This window comes from Okeania sp. SIO2B3, from assembly GCF_010672525.1.
Taxonomy (GTDB): domain Bacteria; phylum Cyanobacteriota; class Cyanobacteriia; order Cyanobacteriales; family Microcoleaceae; genus Okeania.
In genome coordinates this window covers 1-14,136 of sequence record NZ_JAAHGH010000148.1, presented here as the reverse complement: position 1 = coordinate 14,136, position 14,136 = coordinate 1, and the positions used below count along the sequence as shown (strand labels likewise).

At 36.6% G+C, this 14,136-nt stretch carries 10 protein-coding genes; 3 read left to right on the top strand and 7 right to left on the bottom strand.

The features are described 5' to 3' along the window. Nucleotides 1-832: 832 nt before the first annotated feature. The 5 genes from feoB to F6K15_RS35275 form a co-directional block, all read right to left on the bottom strand. On the bottom strand, nucleotides 833-2,668 hold the full coding sequence (gene feoB / locus F6K15_RS35295) for a ferrous iron transport protein B (protein ID WP_293070387.1): 1,836 nt from the start codon (nucleotides 2,666-2,668) through the stop codon (nucleotides 833-835). Between the two features lie 1,674 nt (nucleotides 2,669-4,342). Continuing rightward, on the bottom strand, nucleotides 4,343-5,269 hold the full coding sequence (locus F6K15_RS35290; RefSeq protein ID WP_293070385.1) for a FeoA family protein: 927 nt from the start codon (nucleotides 5,267-5,269) through the stop codon (nucleotides 4,343-4,345). A 564-nt stretch (nucleotides 5,270-5,833) separates the two neighbouring features. After that, a complete protein-coding gene (locus F6K15_RS35285) occupies nucleotides 5,834-6,229 on the bottom strand; it encodes a FeoA family protein (protein WP_293070384.1) in 396 nt (131 codons plus the stop codon). Between the two features lie 643 nt (nucleotides 6,230-6,872). Further along, nucleotides 6,873-8,315: a sodium:alanine symporter family protein gene (locus tag F6K15_RS35280; RefSeq protein ID WP_293070382.1), complete on the bottom strand. Its 1,443-nt coding sequence runs from the start codon at nucleotides 8,313-8,315 to the stop codon at nucleotides 6,873-6,875. 646 nt (nucleotides 8,316-8,961) lie between these two features. Beyond that, nucleotides 8,962-9,156, bottom strand: a complete 195-nt coding sequence (locus tag F6K15_RS35275; protein ID WP_293070380.1) for a hypothetical protein — start codon at nucleotides 9,154-9,156, stop codon at nucleotides 8,962-8,964. Between the two features lie 497 nt (nucleotides 9,157-9,653). Between F6K15_RS35275 and F6K15_RS35270 the strand changes: the two genes are divergently transcribed. Together F6K15_RS35270 and F6K15_RS35265 are read left to right on the top strand one after the other, a co-directional pair. After that, entirely contained in the window at nucleotides 9,654-10,205 is a 552-nt protein-coding gene (locus F6K15_RS35270) for a hypothetical protein (protein ID WP_293070379.1), read from the top strand. 16 nt (nucleotides 10,206-10,221) lie between these two features. Continuing rightward, entirely contained in the window at nucleotides 10,222-10,806 is a 585-nt protein-coding gene (locus tag F6K15_RS35265; protein WP_293070377.1) for a hypothetical protein, read from the top strand. Between the two features lie 510 nt (nucleotides 10,807-11,316). Here F6K15_RS35265 and F6K15_RS35260 read toward each other — a convergent pair. Further along, the gene (locus F6K15_RS35260) at nucleotides 11,317-12,939 is read right to left on the bottom strand and encodes a DUF3352 domain-containing protein (RefSeq protein WP_293070375.1); all 1,623 of its coding nucleotides are present in this window, start codon (nucleotides 12,937-12,939) and stop codon (nucleotides 11,317-11,319) included. Nucleotides 12,940-13,373: 434 nt separating this feature from the next. Beyond that, a complete protein-coding gene (locus F6K15_RS35255) occupies nucleotides 13,374-13,496 on the bottom strand; it encodes a hypothetical protein (RefSeq protein WP_293070373.1) in 123 nt (40 codons plus the stop codon). 11 nt (nucleotides 13,497-13,507) lie between these two features. On the opposite strand from F6K15_RS35255, the gene F6K15_RS35250 reads away from it, so the two are divergent. Then, nucleotides 13,508-14,136 (top strand): TIGR01777 family oxidoreductase (locus F6K15_RS35250; RefSeq protein WP_293070371.1); only part of this gene is annotated, 629 nt, incomplete at its 3' end.

Genomic DNA, 14,136 nt, shown 5'->3' with positions numbered 1-14,136 from the left:
TCAAAGCCTAATATATTCACTTTTTATTCTTTTTTGTTTGTAATTATCAAACCTTTTTGATCATATTTTTAACTGTTTTAAAAGTTTTCTGAATGAATAAAAAATTAACCCACCGTGGGGGTGCGATAGAGAAGCGATCGCACTACACCCCCATCTATTCTCAAGGCCAGCGTTCCCTTTCTGTTGAAATATTCTTCAGCTCCAGAACGCAAATCCCCTTCTATATATACCTTTCGACTAGCTTGTCACCCCGTGAGGAAATTGATATTAAAAGTTAAAAGTCAAAAGTAATAATTTATAGGTTCAAAACTTTGATGCTACTATAATTCCAGGAAATTATTAACCATCTAAAAATTTGAAACTATTTGTGACACTTTATAAAGTTAATTGGTATTACTTTAGAATTGGGAGGTTCTAAAAGAGGCAAAAACCACAAGCTTAGTAGTAGGGGTTTGGTCACCAAACCCCTACAATATTAGACATCTGGTGATAATCAAAAATAAAATTAATTATCCCACAGAAATTATCAATTATTTCCCCTATTCCTTACTCCTTCTTTCCCAAAGATGTCTATTGAAAAGTTTTAGTTATAGCGCTGTGCGCAGGCAACAGGCAACAGGCAACAGCTCATCTGGGGGAATAAATTGCCGATAATATAAGACTTTTAGCTATTTGGCACCTCCTGCAATTTGTAAATATACCAGCGCTCATTGCTATAAATCAATTTAAGATATAAAATCAATAATTTCATCTCCCTACTGCCTATTCCCTACTTTCTATTCCTTGACTTCTGCAAGAAGTCTAATCAAATCCTCATCCCTTTATATTTACTTTAAAAACCTAAAGCTAAAGCTCCTTGATAGAAAATAAAACTAGAAACCCAAGCTAAAACTAATGGAAATACTAAAGAAAGTAAGGAAAATTTCCATGATTTTGCCTCTTTAACTATAGTTGCTAAAGTAGATAAACATGGGGTATAAAGCAAACAAAAAATACAGAAACTGTATCCTTGAATAAAAGTAACTGTCTCAGCAATATTACTACTAACATTTTGTTCGCTCATGCTGTAAATAACAGCCAAAGAACCAATGACAATTTCCTTAGCAATAAAGCCAAAAAATAGAGATAATGTTAAATAAGGATTAATCCCTATTGGGTCCATGATTGGACTCATAAATTGACCAATTTGACCACCAATTGTATCTAATCCTGTTGCACCTGGTGGTAAACTTGTAAGTACCCAAACTGAAATACAACCAACAGTAATAAAGCCTGATGCTCTGACTAAAAATTCTCTTACTTCTCCCCAACTTCTCAGTAAAACTTGTTTTAATGTAGGTAAACGATAAGGAGGTAATTCTAGAATGAAAGGTTCTTCATTTTTATATACCCCTTGAAATAATGCTGCGGTGATAATAGCTACCAGAAAACTGAGGATATATAGAGAGAATAAAACTATCGCTCCATTGCCATTAGGAAATACTGCAGCAATAATAAATACAAATACTTGCAGTCGTGCCGAACATAAGCCAAAAGGAATTATTAACATCGTTAATAACCGCAAAGCAGGCGATCGCATTACCCTAGTTCCCATTAATGCTGGTACATTACAACCAAACCCCATAATATGCAGTACAAAACTACGTCCATCTAAACCTAATCTTGCCATAAAGGCATCCATTAAATAGGCAGAACGTGATAGATAACCACTATCTTCTAGCACTGCCATAATAATAAAAAATACGATGATTAATGGTACAAAAGAAGCAACAGTAGTTACCCCTGCCCAAACTCCATTAATAAGAAAGTCTTGAACTATCTCTGGAAAAAGTTGAGCTAGAGGTTCAACAATTGATGATTCTACCCATGCAACAACTATTTCGAGCAGGTCTATTGAGGGAAGTCCGATGTTCCAAACTGCCCAAAAAACTAGGAACATTCCGAGGAAAAATAAAGGTAAACCCCACACCGGATGAAGGAGTATTTTGTCAACTTGAGCTGTAAAGTTTTTTGCCATTTGAGAAGGCATAACTACAGCACCATTTAAGACTGTATCTATATCGCTAAGAGAAATATCTTCCTGTGCTTCTATCCAAGATGTGAGATTATTTAATTTGACTGAATTTTCTACTTCTTTTAACTTTTCAGAAATTGCCATGTAGGCATTCATATAGCCTTTGCCATATTTAGCACTAATTAGAAACACTGGCATTTCTAATCGTTCTGATAATACTTCTGTATCTATTTTAATTCCATATTGTTTTGCTTCATCTGACATATTGAGCATCAAAACTGCTGGTAAACCCAAGGCTTTTATCTGTAATGGCAGTCGAATTTGACGGTCAATTTGTGCAGCATTGATAATCACTAAGACTAAGTCAATAGCATAATTTTCAAGAAATGTTTGAACAACTTTTTCATCTTCTGAAAAACCGTTAAAGTTATAAATTCCTGGTAAGTCTACAAATTCAGTAGTTTCACCATTTATTTTGACGTTAGCTTGCAAAAGATCTACTGTTACTCCAGGCCAGTTTCCCACATGAGCAGAAACTCCAGTAATTCGATTAAAAAATGTTGATTTTCCAGTATTTGGCATCCCAATTAAAGCAACTCTTTTTGTCGCTTGGGATTTTGATATTGTTGTAGGTTTAGTGGCGTGACAAGTCATTTCAGTTATCAGTTATTAGTTATCAGTTATCAATTATCAGTACCTCTGCAATAAGGAGGCTTGAAATCTGGAATATTCTCTTTTTTTTGGTCGATTAGATTAGATATGGCTCCGAAACCTTGCCATCCCTATACCGCTTTTTATCCCCTTCAAAGGGGAGGCTATTGACCATAATTTTTCCGTCATTTGTTACTGAATTATTGGTATTAAAGTTAGCGAGATATTTTTATGACTTTATTATAAACATAAATCCTGAAAATTAGGAATTGTTTTTAGAAGTATTTAAGTTTTTGTGGAGATTTTTCCAGAATATTTAGAGGGCTTAATATAGAGCAAAAAAAGCAGAAAATTAAAGCGATAGACAAACATTAAAAAGCTGAATGCTTATACTTAGAAGTCGTAAGCATTTCCTCCGGAATGCTGCACAAACAGCCGTCAGCTATTAGCTAGCCTCCTAGGTCGCAACTGCGGACTTCAGCTATTAATTTTGGGTCTGCGTAAAAACAACCTTTTAAATTGAAAAAGAATAAAAAGTTATACCAATTTCATAAAATATTGCAAAGCGTGAGGACACAGGGAACACCTGAGCTGGGAACAGGGAACAGAGAAAGAAAAACATAAATATTAAAGAGGAAAAAAGGTGGAAATTTTAGAATTTATGGAATTTATAATTTTTTCTTTTAGGAATAAATCACAAATTAAGATGTAACTGCCTTTTTTGAATTTGGTATTACTACCATGAGTCTGAGGACAAAACCTTATGAAGTAATGAATAATTACTAATTGCTGATAGCTGACTGCTGATAGCTGAATGCTTACTAGAAGTCAGCTTTCAAGTCTAAATACTTTTCTTTTCTATAGAATGCTGCACAAATTAAAATATAGAAATTTATGCAGGATTAATAATCCAGAAATAGACCCCAGAGCTTAACTAAGTCAGAAATTGTTTTTGCAATATAGAATCCGATTATATAGTATATGTTTATAACGTAAGCATTTCCTGCGGAATGCTGCGCAAACAGCTTTTACACTCAGCTTTTAGCTGTTTTATAAATAGGGCTTGCTGATTAAATATAAAAGCATTGACATATAAAGACAAGTGCCTTTTTGGGGTCTAAAAAAGTGCATTATTTTTAGTCTAAAACGCTCAAAAAGTTAGTATTTTAGTCTCATAGTTGGGCAGAAAAATCACTCTTACAATTCTTACTCCTACCTCCTCTAAATTCCTATTTATTCTGTCTCCTGTCTCCTACAAAGAGCAAAAAGACTTTCCATACGCAAACCCTAAATAATGAATATAGACTCTCCTTCGTCAAGGTCAGTTTTTTCCAATACTTTTAATGTAAGCATTCAGCAGTCAGCTATCAGAAGAGTGGTTTTAGTTTAGGATCAAAGCAATATTTAATTGTCTTACTACAAAAGTTGCCTCCCTTACCCTTAAAGTCAGTTGTTAATTTAAACACTGTCCTATATGAAAGAATCTTGTTGCTGATAGCTGACAGCTAATAGCTGAATGCTTACCTTTTAATTCTCCTTAAATCTATCAATACTAATTCCTGCTCAAAAAGTAATAAATTAATAGCTGATAGCTGAGTGCTGAATGCTTACTTTATAACTATGCTTAAATCTCTCCTACTCCCCTACTCCCCTACTCCCCTGATACCGGATTTAGTATTACTTTGGCTCTATCTCTAGACTACCGTCTGCATAGAGTAAAATAGCAAACTCAACCCATTCTGTTTTATTAGTAGCATCAGGCTTAACTAAATTCGGCAGTGGTGTACTGCTCAGATGGTTTTTTGCTATTTGATTAAAAGCTTCGTAAGAAATAATATCTCCATTTTTATCTACCTTAACTAGATAAATTGCTGTTTGTTTCACTGGTTTTTTCCAGTTTTTATCGATATTAGTGTAGAGTTTTTCTTGTAATCTAGCAATTTCTTCTTGAGCGGTAATTTTTTCACCTATTGATTCTACTTTTTCAACGGCAGAATTACTTGTTGTTGCTACGGGATTAATGGTATTTTCAATAGTTGCTTGATTTGTCGTTTCAAGGGAATCAGATTTATCATTTACAGTCTCCGAATTTCCAGCTATTGTTGGTGCAGATAAAGTTGTATCTACCGTCTCTAAATTTTCATTTTCCGTTAATTGTGAAGTAGAATTAGAAACAATATTAGCAGTAGTTTTTTCTCGATCGCCCCCATCAATATTTCCATTATTCAAAAGTTGATAAATTTCAGCCAGAACAACTATAACAATGGCAGTTAATGTCAGTAATGAGAGAGTTTTAACTTGTTTAGTTAACTTCATTACAGATTTGGGGAGCATCTCATAATCTGCTGATAAATTTGTTTCCTCATCCCCATCTGTTTTAATTACGATCATTTCTGCTTCATGGGACCGGATAGCTATTTCTGTGCTTAAACCAACTCGAATGTGCAAAGGCCCACTAAAGCTTCCCTCTCGCAAAACTTGCACTGGTCTATCAGAAACTACTCCCATTGCTGCGAGTCTCTCAACAATTCCTCGATCGCGACCAATATTTAACACTCGATCAACTATTGCCATTTGCCCTGTTTTCAGATCGGCTACATTCATTTTGATTACCTTTGATGTATTATTTAGATGTTGTGTAGATATTGTGATAATTACTGTCTTGTATTCTGCATATAATCTCAGACTTACAGCACTTTTTAGAATGGTGAGGTAAAGTTATTATGTTGCCTGTTGCCTAAAGTCCTAAAACTTTGTACCTCCAAGACTCGAAAACTGCTGTAAATGTATCGTCAGCAAAGCTTCAACAATTAATAATTAATAATTAATTATTAACAATTACCTCTCCTAGAGCCATCCCTTATAAGGAACTCCTGAAACCCTTTAGATGGGGAGATGGGGAGATGGGGGAAAAAGCCTCTAATTAAATACGTTTACTCTCCCGGAATACCCATTGAATGGCTAACACATAACTTCCATGCTTTGTCAAGTTTTATGTTAAGAAAGATGTTTATAAAGCATAGCTCCTAGAGAACGGATAGGATTGACTAATCATGAAAATTTTTGCTTGTTTCTCCTTTAAAGGAGAAGCTTTAAACCTTAATTATTCGGTAATGACCGAGGAACGAGAAAGACTTATATATATGACCGAATTTTCCTTTCTACTACTTATTGCTGATAAATGATTTTGGCAGAGACAATAATATTGCTAGCAGGATTAAGCCCCAAACCAATATTGCGGTCTCCTACTGCCACAATTACTGAACCACTAGGGTTGTTACTAATTACCTCTAGCTCAACTCCTACTACCAACCCCATTTTTTTCAAGCGACGAGCCATCTCATCTATAGCATTGATCGTAATAATATGTAAGCGATCGCCTAGTTTGGCTTGTGTGAGTGGAAAATTAGTTTCTACTGCTTGTTGATAGTTTTCTTTAAGAGTTTGATAGTTGTTTTCCTTTTCCAACTCAATATAGTTGCTGTCTCCCAGAAATGTAAATTCCCATGCTTTCTCCTTCCTCTCTACATTATATTCTGACCTATATTCATATTTTTTATCCATTAATTTATGTAAATAGTTGAGATTTATTTTCATTTAGCATGATAGCGATAGCAGAGTAGTTTGTCAAGTTTAATATTTGACATTATTCAAAAGAGGTAAACAGAGCTGGAACTAGAGTAAATCAAGAGCAATCAATTATATTGTCTCTCTCATCTACCTGCCATTAAGAAAGTATTAATTTATTTGCAATACTTTTACCTAATACTAAAAATCATACTTTTATTTCCCTGTAAATTTTCTGTATCAATCTTCACAGTTCCTCCATTGCCCATTTTTCCCGGCAGCACTGAAGCAAATATAGCGCTACGCGCAAGTCAGAAGTCAGAAGTCAGAAGTAATCCCTGACTGAGTTTGAGGATTGATCAATGTCCGCGCCCTATTTGCGTAGTGCTATAATACCAAATTGATAAATGTTTGCTACAAATAGTTATAGCAATTTTATAAATGTTTGCTACAAATAGGTAGGGTACTTCTTAGTCCTCAGTCCTCAGTCCTCAGGAGTCGTATGGGAATGGTTTCAATACCAGTTTTGAGCCAGTAAATTCTCTTTTTCTCTTGGTGCGCTACCAGATGCGACTATCGTCGTCGCGGGATCGCACCGCTGTTGTCTGTTGCCTTGCGCATAGCACTATACTCAAAATTCTCACCCAATAACTTTTGATGGAGATTCATTGAACATTTCTCCTGCTTGTAAACGCTTCATATAACTTGCTTGGTCTGTTGCAACTTTACCACAGAGAAAATAAGCACCAAGCAAACTCGGAAAAGCAAGAGTTATTTTCATAGCATCACTAAACTCAATAACTGCTTCTGGGTTAGTAACCGTACCGACAAAGATACCTACTAAAAACAAGATTTTATAGATAATCACACCTCGGTTTCCAAATAAATATTGCCAGCAAACTTGACCATAGTAACTACTAGAAATCATAGTAGAAAAAGCAAACAAAAATATACAAACTGTCAAAACAGCAGGAAACCAGTCAATCACAGTAGTAAAAGCCGCTAAAGTTAGTTCTGAACCGTTGAGAGTCGCAAATTCAGGATTATTGTAAACGCCAGTAATAATAACTACTAAAGCGGTCATATTACAGATAATGACAGTATCAATAAATGGTTCTAGCATTGCTACAATACCTTCTCGAACAGGTTCATCTGTCTTTGCGGTAGCATGAGCGATCGCTGCTAAACCCAATCCTGCTTCATTAGAAAAAGCTGCACGGCGAAACCCTTGTATTAGCGCTCCCACAAAACCTCCTGCCATAGCTTGGAGAGCAAAAGCGCTATGAATTATAGTAGAAATTGCGTGAGGAATAGCAGTAAAATTAGCTAATATGACCCATGAACCTGCCAGAAAGTAGACGCCACACATTGTAGGTACAATGGCAGCAGCTACTCCAGCAATACGTTGAATACCACCTACTATTACTAACCCCACTATTAATACTAAAATTAATCCATAAAGCCAACTTCGTTGAGCAAAAAAAGGTATCACATTAGCAACAACTACTTGAGACTGGTTAGACTGAAATATGCTGGAACTGCCCAAGACCGCTAAGATATTGAACAGTGCAAACATTCCACCTAAAAATTGACCTAATCTTTTTTGTCCTAAGTCAGCTAAACCCATTGATATATAATACATTGGTCCTCCAATGCTTGTACCATCTGGGTTAACTACACGATATTTTTGTGCCAGAGTACATTCAACAAATTTTGTACTCATACCTAACAACCCTGCGACCGTCATCCAAAAAGCTGCCCCTGGTCCTCCAAAACTAATAGCAATAGCAACTCCAGCAATATTCCCTAGCCCCACAGTTCCAGATAAAGCAGTTGCCATGGCTTCAAAATGAGAGACTTCACCTTCGTCATTAGGATCGTCATATTTTCCCAAAATAACGTCGATCGCGTGTTTAAAGGCTCGAATATTAATAAACTGCATTCGGAGAGTAAAAAAGAGACCGCCACCAATTAACCAAAGTACAATAAGTGGTATTCCTTGGTCGCCACCAATACGATAAAAAATGATAGCATCTATATTTTTTAATATTTGAGAAAAAGTAACAGAAATCCAATCTAACATTTGGTTAGTAGTTCCTAATAATATTTAATACCATATTATACCAAGTAGTATATTTTTTTGATGATATTTATTTGAAAAGCTAAATAATATTTATTTTTGTCAAATTTAACTGTACAAAAATAAATAATTTTAAATCCTTGTCAGCAGAATATTAACGTAAATTCAAATCTACTTTTGCCAGTGCCAAATTTTATTGCCATATCCATAATAGATGACATGGATGAACAGTAGAAAATTCATAAATTACTACTATATACAAAGTTTTTAAGTCTACACAAACAGCATTATTACCTGTATTAATGGGAGGCTTTAGACAAAATATATCGGTAAAATATCGACTTTTTTTGCAATATATGAATCATTTTTCCTCTCGTTTATATCAACAATTTCACCAATCTCTTATATTTTTTACAGAAGGAGCGATGCCTAGCATTAAACAAGGCGATCGCTCTCTTTTAATTAGGATAATTAGGGCTTGCTGATTAAATCTAAAAGTATTTACAGATCAAGGTAAGTGCCTTTTTGAGGCCTTGAAAAAGTGCAAATTTTTCAGCTATTGATCCTCATGCGTGTTAATATTTTAGGCTCATAGTTGAGCAGAAAAATCATTCTTACAAGGGAAATGGAACGACGACTACATCACCTTTTACAAATTCTGCCACACTTCATCCTCCTCTGGCTGTAACCAATCTTTTTTTAAGGAAGACTCACTTAAGAGGCTAACTTCTAGCTGCTCTTGCTGATATTTGGCTTTCAAAAATTGCAAAAAATCCCAAACTTCTTGCAAAATCAAATCTGGACTATTTTCTACTTCTTTGATTAGCAATTCTTTGGTTTTCATCAGACTTTTCATTAATTGATAATTGATAATGGATAATTAATAATTACCTCGGTTTTTAACCGCTACGGAATTGAATATAAGGAATATTTTCTTTTCTTGGTCGATTGGATATGGCGCAGGTTTCGGAGCCATCCCACCCTACGGGAAGCTGCGCTTTTCATGTCGCGTAGCGAAACGACCGCTTTTTTTCCCTTAAAAGGGGAGGCTTCGAAGCGCGAATTATTTAATTATTAATTATTAATTATTAATTATTCGGTAATAGATTAATGAGATGAATTATAATAATAGCTTATTTATAAGTTAAAGTAAGCGATCGCTATTTTGATCAAACACAGTATCCAGTCAAATTTTTCCATGATAAGGATGTAATTGAGCAGATTTTTAAATTATTCGTTTGACAATTTTTCTATAGGTATTTTAGGTATTAATTGTTAAACCTAGACTTAATTCACAAAACATATTGTTATAATATTGCTTGAACTTCCTGAACAGGTTCCATGAGTGAAAATTTAGATCCAGATTTGCCTGAAAAGAAAATCATTCCTTATTCTCAAACTTCGGAGAGTAAACTCATTTCTCTCCCTAATACGAAAAATTCTGATTTAGAGTTGATCAATCAGGTTTTAGCCGAACGAACTCGCAAAGCAGAAACAATTCAAGAAATTGAAAATATTGTCAAGCTTCTGCCTTATATAGATAAACTAAAGGAAAATCAGCTTAAACAAAACTTAGTTCTTGTTCAAATTGAAGAATCTCAAAAGCAAGCTGATTTTAATAGAAAAATTGCAACAAGTAAAGAGTTAACCAAAATTGTTGCTAGTATCACTGGAATAGGAGTCGGTTTATATTTCATGTCAAGCGCTCCTTTATTCGGTCCACTTTTGATTATTCTTGGACTAGCAAGTCCACTTCAATATTCACTAAGAGAGGTGGCCAATCTATGGGAAAGTATGATTAACTCTACAAAAAATTCAGCATTAAATTTATTATCACCAGACCAAACAGCTACCGAGCAGACAGATAATTCGGATCGACTTTCAAATTTATAAAGGAGGCAAAACTTATATGTCAGAATCTAGTAAAAACGATATTTTAGAAAAGTATAAATTCGATAAATATTACAAGTTTATTACAGCAATTTCTCTCTCAGGAATCTTGTTAATTTTGATTTTGATTTTAGTATATGTTGCTATTCCTCTTACTACACAACAAGTTTTGATAGCTATTATAGGAATGGTTTTATTAACAGCATTAGATGCTTTTAAACGATGCTTTGAATATCCGGACTTCTATCAACCTATTACTATTATTAACAACAGACAGATTAAAAACTATACAACATATAACACATCTTATGGAAAACAAAATCTGGCAGAAGCAGCGACTGAAATTCAGGAATTGCTAGAGCAGCTTTCTAAAACTTATCCAACAACAACAGAGAAAGAGCAAATAGAATTAGCTGTGGAAGCTGTAGATGAAATTCAGAAGAATGCTACTCTCAAATCTAGATTAACAGCTGCATTAAAAGCAGGAGGAATGGAAGCACTTAAAGAGTCAATTCATCACCCACTATCTAATATAATGGTTAATGTATTAGCTGCATCCCTCCAAGAATGGCAGAAAAGCGCTACAGAGAGAGTGGAAGATTAGACTATTGAGAAGTAATACCAAATCCGGTTTTACTCAAAATTTACTTAATCACTTTTGATAATTTGGGTGCGTTACGCTATCGCGCTTCAGCACCCTACTATAGCACTACTATTGATAGTGGAGTGGTACACCTAAAATTGTACACTCTTATTTTTGTTTCTAGGTGTCTCGATCTCCCCCACTCCCCCCAGGACTGTTTCAAAGAATTGATGATTTACGTTTTAAGGAGAACGGGAGATGAGGAGATAGTTAAACAGTAAAATTTGCCAAAATTTGCCGATTTTGAGCGCCAATAAGCGTCTTTAAGCTCTGAGAAGATATTTGGTTTAATGCCGCTTAAAAGCCTCCATCCCCGTGTCTCCGTGTCTCCGCGTCCCCGTGTCTATTGAGAATGAAACAGCCCTGCCAACTCCCCCACTCCTGTACGGGCGAATGCCATTCGCCCCTACTGCCTTCCGTATCTGTGTATCCGTGCCATAATCCGTGTGAGCCACTCCCCCATCTCCCCATCTACTGCTTCTGCAACACCCACAACATTTCCATCTCATTAGTCAACTCATCCGACCAACTCGCAGTCGCCCCAATACCACGAATTGAACCCAAAACCGCCCTCACATCCCGTGGCATCACCACACTCACAAACGGATAACGATTCGCCCAAACCATCATCTGCTCCATATTCAAATAAAAATATCCCTGATTCGACCTTGGTAAAGACCCCACAACTTCCTCAAAATCATCACTCCCAATTAAACCACGATCAGACATAGTCATCATCACCTCTATCAAAGGTTCACCAAGCACCACAAACAAAGAATCATCATCCAACCACCCATACCCCAAAAAACTACCAATACCAACCATCTGCCACTCCGTCACCGATATTTTTCCCACCTGTCTTTCCTTCAACGACACACCAGGTTGTTCCTCCGCTACTCTATTTAGCTTTCTCAACATCCCATTAGCAGCAAAGCGATCGCTAGTCTCCAAAATCATCGCTCCACCAACCCCAGTCTGTGCCAATATTCCTTCATTCGACTCAATTAAACCTATAGCAAACTCCCCATCCATCCAACTAAACACTTCTCGATCCACATCCAAATCTAAATCTTGAAACGTCTTCCTCACCATCTCCAACAGATCCTGCAAATCTTCACTACCCTGCGCTTGCTTCACAAACTGCGACCAACCTAAACTAATATTCTTCCCATTGACCGACATCATTGTTTCCGCCGGAAACCTTTGCAAAATCTCACCCGATGCAGTTTCAGTCTGCTCTGGAGGCAACGGAGAATTCAACTTAGTCACTGTCCGCAACCGCAAACCAGCATCATCCACCCCTATTCCCATTACCACAGAATCTATTTTTTCCAACTGTCCTACACTAGCAGCAGATAACTTTTCATTCTCCGGCAAGTCATCAGTAAATTCCTTCATAAACTGACTATAATTAGGAATAAAAATAGTAGCGAGGACATTCTCCACCCCTGCACTCTGCTGTAAACTTTCAGTAGCATTCTCTTGCATCGCCAAAGAAGCTTGACCCTGAAACGTATCAATAGTATCTTCCACTGCTGCTGCAACGGTCGCGATCGCCAAATAATCTCCCAAAATTGCCAAATTAAAAGTTTTTCCACTCTCATCAGTAACTTCCCGAATAGTCACCCCCTGATATTTCCTCTCTATCACCTGACTTTCTTCCTCCCCTTTTAGTTTATTGGCAAATTTCCAAAGCTCCAACTTATTTTTAATTCCCACCAACATCAAAATATTCACCGGATCGGTATCTTGCTCTAACTCAGCGGGAACAAAAGCAAACATTATTCCTCCCAACCAAGGTTGAATGTCTTTTTCCCAATCAATATTAGCTTCTGCTAAACTTTCCTGCTGAAATTCTGCATAACTCTGGCTAATTAATTTTCTGGTTTCGGGAGTACCAAATTGTTGTAATTTAGTTAAAGCTTGTTGATTAGGATGAATAAAACTGGCCATTATTGCCGACTCAGGTACTATTTGGGCGCTATTCAGAGGGTTGGAGACTTTCGCGGCCACATTTCTCAAGTAAAGATAGGTAGCAATACTGCCTGCTGCAATTATGGCTGCACCAGCAATTAAAAAGTGTGATTTTTTCATAGAATTTTTTTATAACTTAATATCTATAGTTAAGTAGAAGTAGATACACAATTCTCTTTAATATTTACTACCCATTTATATTTTCTGTTTCCTGTTTGCTACTTACAAATGTTAAATTAATTTTGCAGACTAGGTGGGGCGCTATGCGAAAGTCAAAAGTCAAAAGTAATTTTTGGCGTTCCTTTGATCTACCTGATGCGCCGTGCGACGGTGAGTGCATTGCGTTGGGCGGGTTTTCCAACACTGACGCAACTACAGTACGCAAAGCGTCTCTGTTAGCGTAGCTCCTCCGGAGGAGGAAAGAGATACCCAAAGGACGCGGGGTCGCATCCGCATTTAGGACAGATCAAAAGCTTACAGCACTTTTCATATTTCATATTGATGAACTACATCGTCACAATCAAAATCCTGTAGGGACGTTCCATGGAACGTCCCTACTGTGGTCCATCGAAATGAAAACCGTTGTAAAACTCAGACAACGCTAGATTTCTCCTTCTTCCTTCTTCCTTCTTCCTCCTTTCTTCTGCTATACAAATATAGATAAGTATTGTGGACAAAGTTTTTAGTCATGAAAGTAGCTATTACAGGAGCAACAGGGTTTGTTGGCAGTCGCTTGGTAGAGCGTCTACATTCGGAAGGGGAACAAATATTAGTTTTGACCCGCAACCCAGAAAAAGCTAAACGAATTTTTCCTGACTCAGCCTATCCTAATTTAGAGGTAGTTGCTTACCAACCAAAACAGTCTGGTCCTTGGCAAAAATTTATAGATGGCTGCGATGGTGTGGTTAATCTGGCAGGAGCTGGTATTGCTGATGAGCGTTGGAATGCTAGTCGGAAGCGAGAAATTATGGACAGTCGCAAGGTAACTACAGAAAAATTGGTCGAGGCGATCGCTCAGGCTAATTCTAAACCATCGGTATTGGTCAGTGGGTCGGCTATTGGCTATTATGGTACGAGTGAAACGGCAACTTTTGATGAAACTAGCTCTAGTGGAAATGATTTTCTGGCGGAGGTTTGTCGAGCTTGGGAAACTGCTGCCCAACCTGTAAAGGATTTAGGGGTGAGGTTGGTTATTTTGCGGATTGGTATTGTACTGGGTATGGGGGGTACTGTCTCAAAAATGCTCACTCCGTTTAAGTTATTTGCTGGTGGACCTATTGGTAGTGGTAAGCAATGGTTTTCTTGGGTACATATTGA